This is a genomic window from Kitasatospora sp. McL0602 (genome assembly GCF_052076145.1).
In the GTDB taxonomy this organism is placed as follows: Bacteria; Actinomycetota; Actinomycetes; order Streptomycetales; family Streptomycetaceae; genus Kitasatospora.
Window position 1 is genome coordinate 5999355 of record NZ_CP197246.1, and the last position, 17302, is coordinate 6016656.

General features: G+C 72.2%; 15 protein-coding genes and 1 pseudogene. 8 read left to right on the top strand and 8 right to left on the bottom strand.

All coding sequences use genetic code 11. From position 1 onward, the window contains the following. Nucleotides 1-51: 51 nt before the first annotated feature. Nucleotides 52-663 (bottom strand): hypothetical protein, encoded by a 612-nt coding sequence (locus ACR68M_RS27215; protein WP_441246765.1) that lies wholly within the window; start codon nucleotides 661-663, stop codon nucleotides 52-54. Between the two features lie 45 nt (nucleotides 664-708). Continuing rightward, entirely contained in the window at nucleotides 709-1920 is a 1212-nt protein-coding gene (locus ACR68M_RS27220) for a pyridoxal phosphate-dependent aminotransferase (RefSeq protein WP_441246766.1), read from the bottom strand. A gap of 97 nt (nucleotides 1921-2017) precedes the next feature. Between ACR68M_RS27220 and ACR68M_RS27225 the strand changes: the two are divergent. Continuing rightward, nucleotides 2018-2416: pseudogene (locus ACR68M_RS27225) on the top strand (winged helix-turn-helix transcriptional regulator); the annotation flags it as partial. A 64-nt stretch (nucleotides 2417-2480) separates the two neighbouring features. Beyond that, nucleotides 2481-3194, top strand: a complete 714-nt coding sequence (locus ACR68M_RS27230; RefSeq protein WP_441246767.1) for a dienelactone hydrolase family protein — start codon at nucleotides 2481-2483, stop codon at nucleotides 3192-3194. Nucleotides 3195-3198: 4 nt separating this feature from the next. On the opposite strand, the gene ACR68M_RS27235 is transcribed toward ACR68M_RS27230, so the two are convergent. Next, nucleotides 3199-4029 (bottom strand): GNAT family N-acetyltransferase, encoded by an 831-nt coding sequence (locus tag ACR68M_RS27235; protein WP_441246768.1) that lies wholly within the window; start codon nucleotides 4027-4029, stop codon nucleotides 3199-3201. A gap of 49 nt (nucleotides 4030-4078) precedes the next feature. Continuing rightward, the gene (locus ACR68M_RS27240; RefSeq protein WP_441246769.1) at nucleotides 4079-4741 is read right to left on the bottom strand and encodes a phosphotransferase; all 663 of its coding nucleotides are present in this window, start codon (nucleotides 4739-4741) and stop codon (nucleotides 4079-4081) included. Nucleotides 4742-4852: 111 nt separating this feature from the next. On the opposite strand from ACR68M_RS27240, the gene ACR68M_RS27245 reads away from it, so the two are divergent. Beyond that, complete coding sequence (locus ACR68M_RS27245; RefSeq protein WP_441246770.1) at nucleotides 4853-5650, top strand: SGNH/GDSL hydrolase family protein; 798 nt, start codon at nucleotides 4853-4855, stop codon at nucleotides 5648-5650. 68 nt (nucleotides 5651-5718) lie between these two features. Further along, nucleotides 5719-6561 (top strand): MerR family transcriptional regulator, encoded by an 843-nt coding sequence (locus ACR68M_RS27250; protein ID WP_441246771.1) that lies wholly within the window; start codon nucleotides 5719-5721, stop codon nucleotides 6559-6561. Between the two features lie 16 nt (nucleotides 6562-6577). Here ACR68M_RS27250 and ACR68M_RS27255 read toward each other — a convergent pair whose 3' ends face one another. Further along, nucleotides 6578-6964 carry a PPOX class F420-dependent oxidoreductase gene (locus ACR68M_RS27255; RefSeq protein WP_441246772.1) on the bottom strand — a complete coding sequence of 129 codons (387 nt, stop codon included), beginning with the start codon at nucleotides 6962-6964 and terminating at the stop codon, nucleotides 6578-6580. 164 nt (nucleotides 6965-7128) lie between these two features. Between ACR68M_RS27255 and ACR68M_RS27260 the strand changes: the two genes are divergently transcribed. Further along, complete coding sequence (locus ACR68M_RS27260) at nucleotides 7129-8736, top strand: alkaline phosphatase family protein (RefSeq protein ID WP_441246773.1); 1608 nt, start codon at nucleotides 7129-7131, stop codon at nucleotides 8734-8736. Between the two features lie 10 nt (nucleotides 8737-8746). On the opposite strand, the gene ACR68M_RS27265 is transcribed toward ACR68M_RS27260, so the two are convergent. Beyond that, nucleotides 8747-10105 (bottom strand): glycosyltransferase 87 family protein, encoded by a 1359-nt coding sequence (locus ACR68M_RS27265; RefSeq protein WP_441246774.1) that lies wholly within the window; start codon nucleotides 10103-10105, stop codon nucleotides 8747-8749. Between the two features lie 189 nt (nucleotides 10106-10294). Here ACR68M_RS27265 and ACR68M_RS27270 point away from each other — a divergent pair, with 189 nt between their 5' ends. After that, on the top strand, nucleotides 10295-12601 hold the full coding sequence (locus ACR68M_RS27270) for a Tex family protein (RefSeq protein ID WP_441251731.1): 2307 nt from the start codon (nucleotides 10295-10297) through the stop codon (nucleotides 12599-12601). A 35-nt stretch (nucleotides 12602-12636) separates the two neighbouring features. Here the strand turns inward: ACR68M_RS27270 and ACR68M_RS27275 are convergent, their stop codons facing one another. After that, on the bottom strand, nucleotides 12637-13200 hold the full coding sequence (locus ACR68M_RS27275) for an NUDIX hydrolase (protein WP_441246775.1): 564 nt from the start codon (nucleotides 13198-13200) through the stop codon (nucleotides 12637-12639). Nucleotides 13201-13330: 130 nt separating this feature from the next. Between ACR68M_RS27275 and ACR68M_RS27280 the strand changes: the two genes are divergently transcribed. Continuing rightward, nucleotides 13331-14986, top strand: coding sequence for a carboxylesterase/lipase family protein (locus ACR68M_RS27280; protein WP_441246776.1), 1656 nt, complete (start codon nucleotides 13331-13333; stop codon nucleotides 14984-14986). A 48-nt stretch (nucleotides 14987-15034) separates the two neighbouring features. Then, nucleotides 15035-15658, top strand: a complete 624-nt coding sequence (locus ACR68M_RS27285; RefSeq protein ID WP_441246777.1) for a LysE family translocator — start codon at nucleotides 15035-15037, stop codon at nucleotides 15656-15658. Nucleotides 15659-15713: 55 nt separating this feature from the next. Here ACR68M_RS27285 and ACR68M_RS27290 read toward each other — a convergent pair whose 3' ends face one another. After that, the gene (locus tag ACR68M_RS27290) at nucleotides 15714-17234 is read right to left on the bottom strand and encodes a carbohydrate binding domain-containing protein (RefSeq protein WP_441246778.1); all 1521 of its coding nucleotides are present in this window, start codon (nucleotides 17232-17234) and stop codon (nucleotides 15714-15716) included. Nucleotides 17235-17302 lie beyond the last annotated feature (68 nt).

Genomic DNA, 17302 nt, shown 5'->3' on the forward strand with positions numbered 1-17302 from the left:
CGCGACAACTGAAGACTGACAGCGCGAGGTCCGCTCCCGGTGCGGCGGCTGTCACGGCCCTGCAACAGCGCCTCCGTCGGGCGCTTCGGGCGGTGCCGGTGGCGCGGACGGTGGCGGTGTCAGGCGGCCGCCCTGGATGGTGAACCCGGCCTCGACCAGGTACGGCCGGGCCTGCTCCAGCAACGAGACCACCCGCAGGGCCGTCCGCGCGCAGACCACGGCCATCGGCAGCTCCACCAGACCGGCCATCAGCAGCGCCTGCACCAGCTCGCCGGTGGTCGGCGCGGTCATCACGTCGAACCAGGCGTCGACCACCAACAGGGTGGCGGCGGCGGAGTTGACCAGCACGCCCCTGGGGGAGAGCCGCAGGATGCGGACGGCGGCCCCGGTGAAGACCACGATCAGCAGCGCGTCGAAGCCACCCCAGGCGATGTTCCAGCGCTGGGCCTGCTGGTGGGCGGGCAGGGTGAGGAAGAGCAGCACCGTCCAGGGCAGCAGAACGGCCGCCGCGCCCAGGAACAGCAGGGCCAGCCGGGGCGTGACGACCCGTTCGCTGTGCAGCCGCGCGCGGTCCTCCAGCAGTGCGGGCGGGTGCAGGAACCGTGGCAGGCGCTGGTCCCAGCTGCGGTGCGGGGGCCGTCCGCCGCCGGGCTCTTGCGTCATGCGGCGGGGCTCCTTCGCGGCGGCCGAGTACCAGGACCCGTGATGCTACTGCCGGTAGGTGGTCAGGAAGCGGCCGATCCGGCTGATCGCGGTCTCCAGGTCGTCCGCGCGGGGGAGCGTGACGAAGCGGAAGTGGTCCGGGCGGGGCCAGTTGAAGCCGGTGCCCTGGACGATGTGGATCTTCTCGCGGAGCAGCAGGTCCAGCACGAATCGCTCGTCGTCGACGATCCGGTGCACCGCCGGGTCGAGCTTGGCGAAGGCGTACAGGGCGCCCTTGGGCTTGACGCAGCTGACGCCGGGCAGCTCGTTCAGCGCCCGCCAGGTGACGTCCCGCTGCTCGGTGAGGCGGCCGTTCGGCAGGGTGAGGTCGTTGATCGACTGGTGGCCGCCGAGGGCCGCCTGCACGGCGTACTGCGCGGGGACGTTGGGGCAGAGCCGCATGCCCGCGAGCATGGTGAGGCCCTCCAGGTAGTCCTTGGCGTGCTGCTTGGGCCCGGAGACCACCAGCCAGCCGCTGCGGAAGCCCGCGACGCGGTACGCCTTGGAGAGGCCGTTGAAGGTCAGGGTGACGACGTCGTCGGCGAGCGCGGCCATGCAGTGGTGCTCGACGTCGTCGTAGAGGATCTTGTCGTAGATCTCGTCGGCGAGGACCATCAGGCCGTGCCGGCGGGCGAGTTCGAGGATGCCCTCCAGCAGCTCCTTCGGGTAGACCGCGCCGGTCGGGTTGTTGGGGTTGATGACGACGATGGCCTTGGTACGGTGGCTGATCTTCGAGGCGATGTCGTCGAGGTCCGGGTACCACTCGGCCTCCTCGTCGCAGAGGTAGTGCACCGCCTTGCCCCCGGCGAGCCGGACCACCGCCGTCCAGAGCGGGAAGTCCGGTGCGGGGACGAGCACTTCGTCGCCGTCGTCGACCAGTGCCTGCACGGCCATCTGGATCAGCTCGGAGGCGCCGTTGCCGAGGTACACGTCGTTGACGGTCACGCCCTCGACGCCGCGCTGCTGGTAGTACTGCACCACGGCCCGGCGGGCGGGCAGGATGCCGCGCGAGTCGCTGTAGCCGTGGGCGTTCGGGAGGTTGCGGATGATGTCCTGGAGGATCTCCTCCGGCGCCTCGAAGCCGAACGGCGCCGGGTTGCCGGTGTTCAGCCGGAGCACGCTGTGCCCGGCCTCCTCCAGTGCGTTGGCCTGGTCTACCACCGGCCCACGGATCTCGTAACACACGCCCGCCAGCTTGCTGGACTGCCGAAACTCCACAGCGGCCTCCCGACCGTCACCACGCACCATCGTCTGGTTGCTTTGTTCTACCAAGTAACCACTTGGAAAGTCCAACCTTTTGGCTATGCTGATCCACATGTCACGTCGAAGCTACGACCAGTACTGCGCCGTCGCGCGTGCCCTGGACGCCGTGGGCGAGCGCTGGAGTCTCCTGATCGTCCGTGAACTCCTGGCCGGCCCACGCCGCTACACCGACCTGCACGCCGACCTGCCCGGCGTCAGCACCGACATCCTGGCCACCCGGCTCAAGCAGCTGGAGAGCGAGGGCCTGGTCGTCCGCCGCAAGCTGGAACGCCCGGCCAACGCCACCGTCTACCAGCTGACCGACCGTGGCACGGCGCTCCGCCAGGTCGTCGACGCCCTCGGCAGCTGGGGCCTCGACGCCCTCGGCGAGCAGCGGCCCACCGACGCCGTCCGGGGGCACTGGATCACCGGCCGAATGGCGGACGTTGGCGCTGTCGACGGTGCTGGCGGGGCAGAATTGGTGTCCTGATAGTCATGTGACGGGGGTACGGATGTCTGTTCTGACAGGTAGCTGGGTGCAGCTGGGTGAAGCCGGCCCCGAGGCGTACGTCGTGCGGCCGGTGGCGCCGCCGATCGGGTCGGTCGTGCTCTGCCCCGAGATGTACGGGATCAACGACTACGCACGCGGGGTCTGCGGGCAGCTGGCCGAGGCCGGATACGCCGTGGTCGCCCCGGACTTCTACTGGCGGCAGGCCCGCCGCCCCGAGCCCGACTACTCGGCCGAAGGGCGCGAGGCCGGGCTCGTCCTGATGCGGGGGCTGGACCGGGACGAGCTGATCGCCGACTCCACCCTCGCGCTCGCCGCCGCCCGCGCCCTGGCGCCCGACCGGGGCGCGGCGTTCCTCGGCCTCAGCATGGGCGGGCACATCGCGCTGCGCGCCGCCACGGCGCTCCGCTTCGAGCTGGCCGCCGTCCTCTACCCCGGCTGGACGCTCAACAGCGCCCTCCCCATGGTCGGCCCGGTGCCGCCGATCGCGCAGAGCGAGGCGATCGCCGCCAACGGCGTCCACCTCCTCGGCCTCATCGGCGAGCTCGACCACGTCACCCCGCAGGAGGAGTGGCAGGCCGTCGGCGAACACCTGACCGCCGCCGGGGTCTCCCACGAGCTCGTCACCTACCCGGGCGCGAAGCACGGCTTCGCCTGCGACGCCCGCCCGGCGGACTACGACCCGAAGGCGACGGCGGACGTCTGGCGGCGGGTGCACGAGGCCCTCGGGCAGTTCCTCTGAGCGCCTAACTAACAGTCGACTCGGCGATCAGCGCGGTGGCGGTGGTGCGGAAGCCGAGGCTGCCGTACAGGCGGGCGACGGCCTCGTCGGTCGCCGAGAGGAAGACCGTACGGACGCCCCGGGCGTGGGCGTCGGCGAGCAGGGCGGTGGTGACGGCTGCGGCGAGGCCCTGGCGGCGGGCGCTCGGGAGGGTGCCGACGGCGACGATCTCGCTGACCTCGCCGACCGGTTGGTGCTGGCCCGAGCAGTGGGCCGCGCCGTCGACGAGGGCGGCCGCGACGACGGTGAGGCCCGCCTCGATCCGCTCCGCCAGCCGGGCCGCCGTGCCGTCCGCGAGGCAGGCGCGGGTGTGCTCGGCCAGCTCTGCCGGGCCTGCGGCGCCGATCGCCGTCCCGAGCTCGGCGAAGGCCGTCCGGGGGACGGCGAGCGCGCTCGCCAGCTCGGCGGCGTCCGCCCCCAGCACCTGGGCCACGTCCTGCTCCGGTGCGGCCGAGCCGTCGTGCACCAGCAGTGGGTGCTCGTGCACCGCCAGCCCGGAGGCCTCGATGGCCGCCCGCAGGCCCGGGGCCGTCTCCGCCACCCACTCGAAGCTCTCCGGCACACCCAGCTCGCGCTGCCGGGCCCGGACGCGGTCGACGTCGGCGCGCTGGACCGGCGGCCCGGTCCAGCCCGGCGTCGGCCGGGCGTAGTACGGGTAGCCCGGCCCCTGCTTGACGAAGAGCAGGAGCGGGCCGAAGTCCTCGACCCGGGCGGCATTCCTCGGGACGGCGTCGTAGTACGACTCGATCCGGTCGAGGAGGTCGGATGCTGGAAGTTGATCATTCGGCTGTGTCACGGGGAGCATCCAAACAGGCCGACCGGCTCCTGACCACAGGTTTTACCGCCTACCGGGCGCCCGCCTCGACCACCAGGGCCACGGCCTCGTCGAGGCGGCCGGTCTCCTCCCGGCTGAGTGTCGGGTTGGCGGCCCGCCGCGCCATGGCCTCCGCGAGGTGCATGCCCCCGGCGCCGCCGAGGTGCCGCACCAGCGAGACGAGCACCGGCAGCGCTCCCGCCGCGACGGCGGGCATGGTGAGGACGGCCTGCGCCAGGATCAGCGCGGACATCGCCGTGTCCAGGCCGGGCGGGCCCTCCTGTGCGGTCGCCCAGTCGATCACCACCGGGCCGTCCGGCGTCAGCACGATGTTGTCGGGGTGGAAGTCCAGGTGCAGGATGCGATGCCCCGGGTCGGCGGCGAACCGCGCTGGGACGGCGTGCAGTTGCCGCAGCAGCTCCGCCATCAGCTCACCCGCCCGCTCGGCGGTCATCGTGCCGCCGGTCAGGGCCTCCAGCATCGTCACCCCCGACAGCCGCTGCATCACCAGGTCACCGGCAGCCTCCCCCGGCCAGACGGCGGGTACGGGGTACCCGTGCGCCGCCAGGTGGGCCATCACGGCGGCCTCGCCGGTGGCGTCCAGGCCGTTCCGGTAGCGCCGCAGTACCCGCCCGTCGTCCAGCGCGAACACGTCCGCCGTGCGGCCCGTCCCGATCAACTCCCCGATCATCATGCCGGGGAATCTAACCGGCGGAGTGGAACCGGGCGACCCCCGTACGGCGCGCGGTGTCCTCGTTCGCGGGCGGGGCCATGGCCGACTCGCCGGTGATGCGAAAATCGCGGGATGGACAACACGATCGCTCCCACCGCCATCCGCAGCTACGTCGCCGTCGGGGACTCGTTCACCGAGGGGATGTGCGACGAGCTGCTGCCCGGCGGGGACTACCGGGGGTGGGCCGACCGCGTCGCCGCCGCGTTGGCCGCCGAGCTGCCGGGGGAGGAGTTCCGGTACGCGAACCTCGCGGTGCGGGGGAAGTTGATCGGGCAGATCCACGGGGAGCAGATCGATCGGGCGGCGTTGATGCGGGGTGAGCTGGTCACGTTGGCGGGTGGGCTGAACGACGTGCTGCGGCCGGGCTGCGACATCGTCCAGGTGGAGCAGCTGCTCGGCTCGGCGGCCGAGGCGCTGCTCGCGGGCGGGGGCACGGTGGTGATGTTCACCAGCACCGACCCGACCCGGCGGCTCGGGGGGAGTGCCCGGCTGCTGCCGGCGATCCTGCGGATGAAGGCGTACGTCGAGGGCCTGGCGAAGGCACACCCCCGGCTCCTGGTGGTCGACCTCTTCTCCGCACCCTGCTTCGACGACCGCCGGCTCTGGGACGAGGACCGCCTGCACCTGTCGCCGGAGGGCCACCGCCGGGTCGCCGCCGCCGTGCTGGAGGCCCTCGGCCGGCCGGCCGGGTTCGACTGGCGGGCGCCGCTGCCCCCGGTCGCACCGCGCAGCCGCGCTGCGCGCGTGCGCGCGGACCTGCACTGGCTGCGCCTCCACCTCGGCCCGTGGATCGGCCGCCGCCTCACCGGCCGCTCCTCCGGCGACGGCCGGGCGCCCAAGCGGGCGGAGCTGCTCCCGTACGAGGGGTGACGGGCTGACCCGGGAGGTGGGGCACGGTGCTTGACTCTCCGGTTACCCGAGACGGCAGGGTGAAGGGCATGCGCAGAACGGACCTGCTGCCGATAGGCCAGTTCGCTCAGGCGAGCGGGCTGACGATCACGGCATTGCGGCACTACGACGCCAGCGGGGTGCTCACCCCGGCCCGTACCGACCCGGTCAGCGGCTACCGCTACTACCGGCACGACCAGGTGGCGGTGGCCCGACTGATCCGGGGGCTGCGGGAGTTGGGGCTGCCGATCGAGCACGTCCGGGAGCTGCTGGAGCGCCGCGCCGCCGGTCTGGACCTCGCCGGTGAGCTGTGGGCGCACGTCGACGCCGCGCAGCGGCGGGTCGACGGCCAGCGGACCGTCCTGCGTCACCTGTTGAGCAGCCCGACCGAGGGAGCCGAGATGTCCCACCGTGTCACCGTCCGTCAGGCCAGGCCGATCCATGCCCTGGCCTACCGCGCAGAGATCGACACCGCCGGTGCCGACGAGTTCATGCGGACGGGCTTCCAGAGCCTCTACACCGTGGCGGGCGCCGCCCCGCTCACCCTCAACGCCCCGGCCTTCGTCCGCTACCACGGGCGGGTGAGTGACGAGGGCCCGACCAGGGTCGAGGCCTGTCTGCCGTTCCGGGCCGACGCCGCGCAGCCCGCCGATCTGCCGGAGCAGATGTACGTGCTCGACGTCGCGGAGACGACCTTCGCCGGGATCGTCACGGAGGGGGCCGAGTCGGCGTACCCGCAGCTGTTCACCGCCTACGACGCGGTGGCCGACTGGATCGCAGCGCACGGCTTCGGCTTCGCGGGCCCGGCGTACGAGATCTACCACCGTTGGTGCGGCGAGCAGGGCCACCCCGACAACCGGCTGGAGATCGGCTGGCCCGTCGACGGGGGCTGAGGCGGGGGTATCGGAGTCAGCCGGTGAGGGTGATCCGGATCGCGACGGTGCCGGCCGGGCCCCGGCGCAGGCGGCTGCCGAGCAGGGTCAGTCGGCCGACCAGGCCGTACTTGCGCTGGAGCAGCTTGCGGTACTCGACGGTGGCGGCGGGGGCGCAGAGCTCGGCGGTGGCCGGGGTCTGCGGCCCGGTCGGGTTGCCCCGGACGTCGCAGGGGCCGACCAGCACGTCGGGGCGGTTGCGGATGCGCTTGACCTTCCAGGAGTCGGCGACCGTCCAGATGCCGAGGGCCGAGCCGTCGCGGACCACCCAGACGGGGGTGGGGACGCCGGTGCCGTCCTTCTTGAAGGTGGTGACGAGCAGGTACTTCCCGGTGCTGAGCTGCTCCAGCAGCGTCTGATCCATGGCCGGAGTCTAGAGGCCCCCTGGCAGTGGCCAACTGCGGGTGGCGGCGAGGAAATTCACGGCAAAGTTGCTCCCCGCTCCTTGTCGGGACATGCTCAATGGCAGAAGGATGGCGATCGCTCGCCCCGCTCCGAGCGCTCCCTCCCCGACAAGGAGAACGACCCGTGCGTGCGAAACTCCTGACCTCGGCCGTGGCCACCCTCGGCCTGCTGGCCGGTCTCGGCGGCCTGGCCCCGGCTGCCGGTGCCACCACCGCCCCCACTGTTGCGGCGGCCACCGCCGCGGTGCCCCGCCCGGACCACGTGGTGATCGTGGTGTTCGAGAACACCGCCGAAGGATCGATCATCGGCAACTCGCAGGCCCCGTACTTCAACCAGCTCGCCAACACCGGGGCCAGCTTCACCAACGCGTTCGCGATCGAGCACCCGAGCGAGCCGAACTACCTGGACCTGTTCTCCGGCTCGAACCAGGGCGTCACCGACGACTCCTGCCCGCACACCTTCTCCACCGACAACGAGGGCGCCCAGCTGATCGCCAAGGGCCTGACCTTCGCCGGGTACTCCGAGGACCTGCCGTCGGCCGGCTCGACCGCCTGCACCTCCGGCAAGTACGCCCGCAAGCACAACCCCTGGGTCAACTTCAGCAACGTACCGGCCTCCGCGAACAAGCCGTTCTCGGCCTTCCCGACCGACTTCACCCAGCTGCCCACCGTCTCCTGGGTCGTCCCGAACCTCTGCAACGACATGCACGACTGCTCGACGGCGACCGGCGACACCTGGCTCAAGGCCCACCTCGACAGCTACGTCCAGTGGGCAAAGGCGCACAACAGCCTCCTGATCACCACCTTCGACGAGGACGACAGCGCGGGCAACAACCAGATCGCCACCATCTTCGACGGCCAGCCCGTGAAGACCGGCAACTACAACGAGCACGTCGACCACTTCGGCGTGCTGCGCACCGTCGAGGACATGTACGGCCTCCCCTACGCGGGCGCCGCCGCCAACGCCACCTCGATCACCGACGCCTGGGCCGGCACCACCACCGGCAGCGTCACGGTGACCAACCCGGGCAGCCAGACGGGCAAGGTCGGCACGGCCGCTTCGTTGCAGATCACGGCGTCGGACACGGCGGCGGGTACGTTGAGCTACGCGGCCACCGGCCTTCCGGCGGGGCTGTCGATCAACGCCTCGACGGGCCTGGTCTCGGGTACGCCGACCACCGCCGGGACGTCCTCGGTGACGGTGACGGCGACGGACAGCACCGGCCCGAGCGGCAGCGCCACCTTCAGCTGGACGGTCAGCCCCGCGAGCGGTGGTGGCTGCACCCCGGCGCAGGTGCTCGGCAACGCGGGCTTCGAGACCGGCTCCGCCGCCCCGTGGACCACCACCTCCGGTGTCGTCGACAACAGCGCCTCGCAGGCCGCCCACTCGGGCTCCTGGAAGGCGTGGATGAACGGCTACGGCTCCGCGCACACCGACTCCATCTCGCAGACCGTCACCATCCCGGCCGGCTGCAAGGCGAGCCTGAGCTTCTGGCTGCACATCGACACCGCCGAGACCGGCACCACGGCCTACGACAAGCTCACCGTCACGGCCAACGGCACCGCGCTCGCCACGTACTCCAACGTGAACGCGGCCACCGGCTTCGTCCAGAAGTCCTTCGACCTCTCGGCCTACGCCGGCCAGAGCGTCACCGTGAAGTTCAACGGTGTCGAGGACTCCTCGCTCCAGACCAGCTTCGTGATCGACGACACGGCGCTGAACGTCTCCTGATACCAGCCGGCTAGGCGACCCGGATCGGGCCGCGGCGGACCTGGGTCGCGCTCTGCAGAGCGGGGACGGGCGAGACGCTGGCCCGCCAGAGCCGGGTCGCCGAGCCGACGGAGGCCGCCAGCAGGAGGCCGTTGCGCAGCACGATCACCGCCGTGGCCGACCAGCCGCCACGGATCAGCGAGTCGAAGAAGAGCGGGTAGTCGACGGTGGTGACGCCGACCGCGAGCAGGATCAGCAGGGCGGTCGGCCGCTGGCAGGAGCCCCGGACGGTCAGGCAGACGGCACACAGGCCGATCAGCCAGATCAGGTACTGCGGGCTGATCACCCGGCTGGTGACGGTGAAGAGCAGCACCGCCGTGAGCGCGGCGTCGTAGGGTGTGGCGGCGTTCCAGCGGCGGGCCCGGAAGCGCCAGAGCAGCAGCCAGCCGAAGGCGAAGGCGGTGAGCAGTAGCGAGGCACTGGCGACGGCGTGCACGTGCGGGCCGAGGAACTCCAGCGAGCCGTAGTGCTGGTCGACCTCGCCGGGCCAGCCGAGCTGACGGGCGATCTGGAGCGCGCTGCCGCCGAGCGACTCGATCTCGACGCCCCGGCCCTGCTGGGCCGTCAGGAAGTCGAAGGCGCCGTCGAAGACGGTGCAGAGCACCAGTAGCAGGGCGGCGGCGGAGGCGCACATGACCGTCCAGGCCTGCCGGGTGCTGCGGCCGCGCGGGGTGCCGAGCACCACCAGGGCGGGCCAGACCTTGATCATCGCGCCGATCCCGGCGAGTGCCCCGCCCATCCTGGGGCGGCTGGGCAGCAGCAGGGCGGAGGCCATCGCGAGCGCCGTGACGGGCAGGTCGTAGCGGCCGTAGGGGAGCCCGAGCAGCAGGGGCAGGGCCAGCGCCCACATCCACGCCCCGGCGGTGGAGCGGCCCCGGTGCACGCCGCCGCTGCGCCGTAGCGAGACCCGGACGAGCACCGCCTGGGTGACGCCGTCGGTGAGCAGCATCAGCACCGCGAACGCCTGCAGGTACGTCAGGAAGGGCAGCAGGCCGGGGGCGAGCATCGCCAGCGCGGCGCCGGGCGGGTACTGCCACGTCACGTCGCCGACGGGGTAGGTGCCCTGGACGAGGATCTCGTACCAGTGGAAGTAGGTGCGGTGCACCTCGATGGCCTGCTCGGCCTTGCCGGAGCGGATCATGCCGATCATCACCAGCCGGCTGGCCAGCCAGTAGCCGGTCAGGGCGAGCGCCTCGCGTGGCCAGGTGGCGGGGTTGGTCCAGCGGAACGGGCCGGCCTGTGGGATGCCCCACTGGGTGACCGGCGTCGGGGCCTGAGCCACCATCGCCTCCACGAGAAGGTGTCCGAGCTGGGAGGCCTGTCCGGTCATCCCATATCAGACAATCAGGATCATATGCGGGTAAAAGACTGCGGCTTGGTGCTGTGACACTCGCACCGGTCGCCCCTGTACAACGCGCCACGCCGCCCCGAGGGCACGACCGAACCGCTCCGAGGCCGGGCACCTGCCAGAATGCAGGGCGGTAACAGAACCCCAGGAAAAGGTGCCGGCTTCGTGACCATGCCAGTCGAACGCAAGATCGCCGAAGAGCTGGGCGTCCGCGAGGGGCAGGTGAGGTCCGCCGTCGAGCTGCTCGACGGCGGCGCGACCGTCCCCTTCATCGCCCGGTACCGCAAGGAGGTCACCGGCGAGCTCGACGACGCCCAGCTGCGCACCCTGGAGGAGCGGCTGCGCTACCTGCGCGAGCTGGAGGAGCGCCGGACGGCCGTCCTGGAGTCCGTCGAGGCCCAGGGCAAGCTGGACGACACCCTGCGCGCGCAGATCCTCGCCGCCGACTCCAAGGCCCGCCTGGAGGACATCTACCTCCCGTACAAGCCGAAGCGGCGCACCAAGGCCCAGATCGCCCGCGAGGCCGGGCTCGAACCCCTCGCCGACGCGCTGCTCGCCGACGCCGGGCTCGACCCCGCCGCCACCGCCGCCGGCTACCTCGGCGAGGCCGTCGCCGACGCGCCCGCCGCACTGGAGGGCGCCCGCGCCATCCTGGTCGAACGCTTCGGCGAGGACGCCGACCTGGTCGGCAGCCTGCGCGAGCGGATGTGGACGCGCGGCCGCCTGGTCGCCCGCGTCCGCGACGGCAAGGAGCAGGACGGCGCCAAGTTCGCCGACTACTTCGACTTCTCCGAGCCGTACACCAAGCTCCCCTCGCACCGCATCCTCGCCATGCTGCGCGGCGAGAAGGAGGAGGTGCTCGACCTCGAACTCTCCCCCCTCGACGGTGCCGAGGACTCCGACCTGCCCGGCGAGAGCGCGTACGAGCAGCGGATCGCCGCCCGCTTCGGCATCGCCGATCGGGGCCGCCCGGCCGACAAGTGGCTCGGCGACACCGTCCGCTGGGCCTGGCGCACCCGCATCCTCGTCCGGCTCGGCATCGACCTGCGGACCCGGCTCCGCCAGGAGGCCGAGGACGAGGCCGTCCGGGTCTTCGCCGCCAACCTGCGCGACCTGCTGCTCGCCGCCCCCGCCGGCACCCGCGCCACCATGGGCCTCGACCCGGGCTTCCGCACCGGCGTCAAGGTCGCCGTGGTCGACGCCACCGGCAAGGTCCTCGCGTACGAGACGATCTACCCGCACCAGCCCGCCAACAAGTGGGACGCCTCGATCGCCACCCTCGCGGTGCTCGCCGCCAAGCACTCCGTCGACCTGATCGCGATCGGCAACGGCACCGCCTCCCGCGAGACCGACAAGCTCGCCGAGGACCTGATCAAGCGTCACCCCGAGCTGAAGCTCACCAAGGCGATGGTCTCCGAGGCCGGCGCGTCCGTGTACTCCGCCTCGGCCTTCGCCTCGCAGGAGCTGCCCGACCTCAACGTCTCCATCCGGGGCGCGGTCTCCATCGCGCGCAGGCTGCAGGACCCGCTGGCCGAGTTGGTGAAGATCGACCCCAAGTCGATCGGTGTCGGCCAGTACCAGCACGACCTGAGCGAGGTGAAGCTCTCCCGCTCGCTCGACGCCGTCGTCGAGGACTGCGTGAACGCCGTCGGCGTCGACGTCAACACCGCCTCCGCACCGCTGCTCACCCGGGTCTCCGGCATCACCGCCGGGCTCGCCGACAACATCGTCGCCCACCGCGACGCGAACGGGCCGTTCCGGACCCGCCGCGCCCTCAAGGACGTCGCCCGGCTCGGGCCGAAGGCCTTCGAGCAGTGCGCCGGCTTCCTGCGCATCCCCGGCGGCGACGACCCGCTGGACGGCTCCAGCGTCCACCCCGAGGCCTACCCCGTCGTCCGCCGCATCCTCACCGCCACCGGCACCGACCTGCGCTCGCTGATCGGCAACAGCACCGCGCTGCGCGCCCTGCGGCCCGCCGACTTCGCCGACGACACCTTCGGCGTGCCGACCGTCACCGACATCCTCGGCGAGCTCGACAAGCCCGGCCGCGACCCGCGCCCCGCCTTCAAGACCGCCACCTTCAAGGAGGGCGTCGACAAGATCGGCGACCTGGAGGTCGGCATGGTCCTGGAGGGCGTCGTCACCAACGTCGCCGCGTTCGGCGCCTTCGTCGACGTGGGCGTCCACCAGGACGGCCTGGTGCACGTCTCCGCCCTGTCGAAGAACTTCGTCAAGGACCCGCGCGAGGTGGTCAAGCCCGGCGACATCGTCCGCGTCCGCGTCACCACCGTCGACGTCCCGCGCAAGCGGATCGGCCTGACGCTGCGCCTCGACGACGAGACCCCGGCAGCATCGGCCCCCCGGGGTGACCGCAGCTCCCGCCCGCCGCGCCAGGAACGTCGGCCCCAGCCGGCGGCCCCGTCCTCCGCCAACAGCGCCATGGCCGACGCCCTGCGCCGCGCGGGCCTCACCAAGTGAAACGTTGACCCCAGGGGCGCCCCGCGCCCCTGGGGTCACCCAGTTCGGGATTCGACCGCGAGGGTGATGAGTTCGCCCCACCAGGGGTCGCGGCCGCGGACGAGGAGGCGGCAGGCCTCCTCGGGCTGCACGGCGCGGACTTCGACGACCTGTTCGCCGTCGGCGGGGTTGGTGGGCGTGGAGTCGACGGTGAGGTCGGCCCAGCCCCAGAGCCAGGCCTTCTCGGGGTGCGGTTGCCACGGGCGGTACGGGACGGGGTTGTCCGTCACGCAGCGGTGGGCGCCGATCCAGACCGGCTCCCCGGCCAGCCGGGCACCGGCCTCCTCCCGCAGCTCCCGGACGAGGCACGCCTCGATGCTCTCGGCCGCCTCGCGGGTGCCGCCCGGCAGGAACCAGTGGCCGCGCGCGTCGCGGCAGAGCACCACCTTGTCCCGCTCGAACCCCACCAGGTGGATGTTGGTGATCAGCTCGTCCGGCGGCAGCTCCGCCGAGAACTGTGCGTCGATCCCGCCCCAGGCCCAACGCTGCGGTGCGTGCAACTCCGGGAACCGGGCCGCCAGGTCCGCGAGTTCCCCTGCTCTCTCAGTGGTGTCCGTCATCAGGTGATCGTAGTCCTCGCCGAATCCGCCGGGGGCTCTTCAGCTGACGAAGTAGCAGCCAGGACGGTGAGCACCGGTCGGGGCAGCGCACAGACTCGGTCCGTAGCAGCCGAGACCAAGGAGCCAGCGCATGTCACCTGCGGGGATACGCCGACGGATGTTCCTCGCGGCTTCGGCCGCCGCCGCCACGGCACTGACCGTCCGCCCGGCGGCCGCCCACGCGGCGGCCGCCGCAGACCCGGCCGGGGTGCCGCAGGCCCGTACCTCGGCGGGCTGGGTCCGGGGCAGCAGCGTGGACGGGCTGGCGGTCTTCAAGGGCGTCCCGTACGCCGCGCCGCCCACCGGCTCGCTGCGCTTCGCCCCGCCCCGACCGCCCGCTGCCTGGGACGGTGTCCGCGACGCGACCGCGTACGGCCCGCCCTCGCTGCAGTCGGCGCTGCCGGGCAGCAGCGAGGACTCGCTGTACGCCAACGTCTGGACGCCCGGCACCCGGGGCAGCCGCCCGGTGCTGGTCTACATCCACGGCGGTGGCTGGAAGTTGGGTGCGTCGAGCATGCCCACGTACGACGGGGCGAGGCTGGCCGCGCGTGGCGGGCTGGTGGTCGTGACGTTCAACTACCGGCTGGGGGCGTTCGGGTTCGGGCTGCACGAGGACTTGGCTGATTGGCGGACGGGTTCGGCCGCCAACTGGGGGCTCCAGGACCAGGCCGCGCTGCTGCGCTGGGTGCACCGCAACGCCGAGGCGTTCGGCGGCGACCCGGACAACATCACCCTCTGCGGTACCTCGGCGGGCGGCTCCAGCACGTGGCAGCTCGCGCTGAACCCCGAGACCCGGCCGCTGATCCGCCGGATCGTGCCGATCAGCGCCGCCCACGTGTGGAGCCCGGCCGTCGGCCTCACCCCCGAGGACGCCCGGACAGCCCTCGAACTGACCGCCGGGAAGCTCGGCACCACCGTCGCCGGCCTGCGCGCGGTGCCCGCCACCGCCCTGCGCGACGCGTACGACGGCCTCTTCACCGGCCCGCCGCAGAGCCGCGCGCTGGGCAGCGGACGCGAGTACCGGGGTCCGGTCGTCGACGGCACCTGGATGCGCGGCTACGACTGGCAGCTCGCCGACCCCGGGCTGCCGGTGTTCTCCGTCAACGCCCGTACCGAGGGCTCGTTCTTCACCGGGCCGGGCTCCCCCTCGCCACTGCCCACCCCCGCCGACGACGCCCAACTGCACGACGTGGTTGCGCAGTTCCTGCTCAAGGGCGCCGACCAGGTGCCGGACGGGCTGCCCGGCCGGCTGATCGACGCCTACCGCGCGGCGGCCGTCGCGGAGGGCCGCCCGGCGGACCCGGTGTCGCTGCTCACCGAGATCTACGGCGACGGGCTGTTCCGCTACCAGATCGTCCGGCTGGCCGAGCGCCGGGCGGCGGCCTGCCCGGCCCGGCAGTACCGGATGGAGTTTGCCCACCCGGTGCGGGCACCCTGGTTCGGCACGCCGCACGAGTCGACCTCGCCGTTCCTCTTCGGCACCAACGCGATCCCGGCCAACGCGGCGGAGTTCGGCGACGGCCCGCTGGAGCGGCTGGTCTCCGACACCTTCGGCGACCTGGTGGCCGCGTTCGCCCTGGGCGGCGTGCCCAGCAGCCCGAACGCGCCCGCCCTGCCGGTCTTCTCGCCCGCGACCAGCAGCACGCTGGTGCTCGGCGGCGAGAGCGTCGCCGTGCTGTCGGCGACCCCCAAGGCCGCTCAGCTGCGGGCCTGGGACGAGGCCGGGTGGGTGCCGGAGCCCACGTAGGATCGCCGGAGATCGAACGGACGGACGAACGCGCGAACGGGGGACGGTATGACCAGCTGGGGAGCGATAGCGGGCATCGCGGTGGTGGCACTCGGGATGGTGATGACGCCCGGCCCGAACATGATCTACCTGGTCTCCCGCTCGATCTCCCAGGGCCGCAGAGCCGGGCTGATCTCGCTCTCCGGGGTGTTCGTCGGCTTCCTGGTCTACCTCTCCGCGGTGCTGGCCGGGATCGCCACCGTCTTCGCCCTGGTGCCCGAGATCTACGTGGGGATCAAGCTGGCCGGAGCGGCCTACCTGCTCTGGCTGGCCTGGAAGGCCGTCCGCCCGGGGGGCCGGTCCGCCTTCACCCCCACCGAGTTGGACCAGGACGGTCCGCGCAAGCTCTTCCTGATGGGCCTGCTCACCTGCCTGCTCAACCCGAAGGTCGCGATCCTCTACATCTCGCTGATCCCGCAGTTCGTGGACCCCGCTCGGGGCCATGTCGGCCTCCAGGGGCTGGCGTTGGGCCTGACGCAGATCGCCGTCGGGGTGGCGGGCAACAGCTTCTTCATCCTGACCGCCGGATCGGTCTCCGGCTTCTTCACCCGCCACCCGCTCTGGCAGCGCCTGCACCGCTACGCGATGGGCACCGCCCTGGCCGGCTTCGCCGTCCGGATCGCCGTCGACTAGGCACCTGGGCAGGGGAGTCGAGGCTGCGCCCGGAGGGGCGCAGCCTCTGCCCGGGTCAGCCGGTGTACTGGGAGAAGATCTTCGAGAACTCGTACGGCGTCTGCGGGATGTTGGTGCACTTGAAGAGTGCGCCGGTGCAGGCGTTGGCGTCCCGGGTCATCTCCCAGAAGCCCAGCACGCCGAGGTGGTGCTGCTTGGCGAAGGCCACCAACTGCTGGGCGGAGGCCTGGTTGTAGATCTGGTGGTCGTCGTTCTCGCCGAGCATCGGGGTGACGCCGGTCATCGCCCAGAGCTGGGCGTCGGTCTTGGCCGGGTAGAGGGCCTTGATCTGGTCGTGGGTGCTCTGCGCCGCCTGGACGGCTGCGTCACCGTAGTTGGTGTTCGGGCGCCCGTAGTCCATCGCCATCACGTTGACGAGGTCGACGTCGACCCCGGTGTCGCGGGCCGACTGGACGATGCTGACACCGTCGGCCGTCAGGCCCTCCGGCAGCACCGGCAGGGTCAGCGAGACCTTCAGGCCCGGGTGGGCCTTCTGGAGCTTGGCGAGGGCGGCCGAGCGGCGGTCGTTGGAGGCCTTGTCGGCGACGGCCGAGCCCTCGATGTCGAAGTCGACGTACTTGAGGTTGTAGGCGTTGACGACGGCGTCGTACTCGGCGAAGAGCGAGTCCACCGTGGTGCAGGCGGCGGCGAGTTCGGTGCCGGAGGCGCCGCCGAAGGAGATCTTCACGTCACCGCCGGCCGCCCGGATCGCGTCGATCTGGTCCTTGGCCCAACCGGCGCGCGGGTCCCACGCGTTGAACCAGCTGGCCTTGCAGCCGACGGAGGTCACGAACGCCAGGGTGAACGACTTGAGGTTGCCGCCCGCCGCCATGTCCCCCAGCACCGGCACCGGCCAGGCGCCCATGTCGACGTACGGGGCGACGGGCACCGCGACGTTGGGCGGCGGGGTCGAGGTCTGCGAGGAGCTGGGGGAGGGCGAGGCCGAGGCCGAGGTGGAGCTCGGCGGCGGCGAGCTGGGCGGCGGGGGAGTGCTGCCGGGGACGAGCGCGACGTCGTCGGCGAGGTAGGCGCCCTGGCCGTACCAGCCGTGCAGGTAGACGTTGACGCTGGTGGTGCTCGCGCCGGTGGTGAACGTGGTGCTGAGCTGCTGCCAGCTGCTGCCGCCGGGCGTCCACGTCGCCGGGTCGGTCACGCCGCTGCCGGTCGCGCCCAGGTAGACGTACTGGCCCTGGACCCAGGCGCTCAGCGAGTACTTGGTGTTCGGCTGCACGGCGACGGTCTGGCCGCACTGCGCGGTGTCGCTGTTGCCGACGGCGCCCTTGAGCGCGTACGAGCCTGAGTGCGCGGGCGAGTTGACGACCGAGCCGGTGCCGGTGGTGCAGCTCCAGGCGCCGAGGGCGCCGCTCTCGAAGCCGGGGTTGGCGAGCAGGTTGCCGCTGACCGTGTCGGCCTCGGCGTTGACGGCCAGGGTGGCCAGGCCGCCCGCCGCGAGGGTGGCGGCGCAGACCAGCGGGAGGAGCTTCGCCCGGCGGGGTGCGGCGTGGGAGACGGCTTGGCGTTGGAGCGCGCGTGGCATGTGGGGTGCCTTTCGGGACGTGCCGGGCCGCCGGCGCTGGTCACTCGGGGGTGCGCCGGGGGGTGGGC

What these genes read in the sequence shown, in the direction of transcription:
- ACR68M_RS27215 (WP_441246765.1), bottom strand. Translation starts at nt 663, where the DNA reads ATGACGCAAGAGCCCGGCGGCGGACGGCCCCCGCACCGCAGCTGGGAC.
- ACR68M_RS27240 (WP_441246769.1), bottom strand. Translation starts at nt 4,741, where the DNA reads ATGATGATCGGGGAGTTGATCGGGACGGGCCGCACGGCGGACGTGTTC.
- ACR68M_RS27245 (WP_441246770.1), top strand. Translation starts at nt 4,853, where the DNA reads ATGGACAACACGATCGCTCCCACCGCCATCCGCAGCTACGTCGCCGTC.
- ACR68M_RS27250 (WP_441246771.1), top strand. Translation starts at nt 5,719, where the DNA reads ATGCGCAGAACGGACCTGCTGCCGATAGGCCAGTTCGCTCAGGCGAGC.
- ACR68M_RS27255 (WP_441246772.1), bottom strand. Translation starts at nt 6,964, where the DNA reads ATGGATCAGACGCTGCTGGAGCAGCTCAGCACCGGGAAGTACCTGCTC.
- ACR68M_RS27265 (WP_441246774.1), bottom strand. Translation starts at nt 10,105, where the DNA reads ATGACCGGACAGGCCTCCCAGCTCGGACACCTTCTCGTGGAGGCGATG.
- ACR68M_RS27270 (WP_441251731.1), top strand. Translation starts at nt 10,295, where the DNA reads ATGCCAGTCGAACGCAAGATCGCCGAAGAGCTGGGCGTCCGCGAGGGG.
- ACR68M_RS27275 (WP_441246775.1), bottom strand. Translation starts at nt 13,200, where the DNA reads ATGACGGACACCACTGAGAGAGCAGGGGAACTCGCGGACCTGGCGGCC.
- ACR68M_RS27280 (WP_441246776.1), top strand. Translation starts at nt 13,331, where the DNA reads ATGTCACCTGCGGGGATACGCCGACGGATGTTCCTCGCGGCTTCGGCC.
- ACR68M_RS27285 (WP_441246777.1), top strand. Translation starts at nt 15,035, where the DNA reads ATGACCAGCTGGGGAGCGATAGCGGGCATCGCGGTGGTGGCACTCGGG.
- ACR68M_RS27290 (WP_441246778.1), bottom strand. Translation starts at nt 17,234, where the DNA reads ATGCCACGCGCGCTCCAACGCCAAGCCGTCTCCCACGCCGCACCCCGC.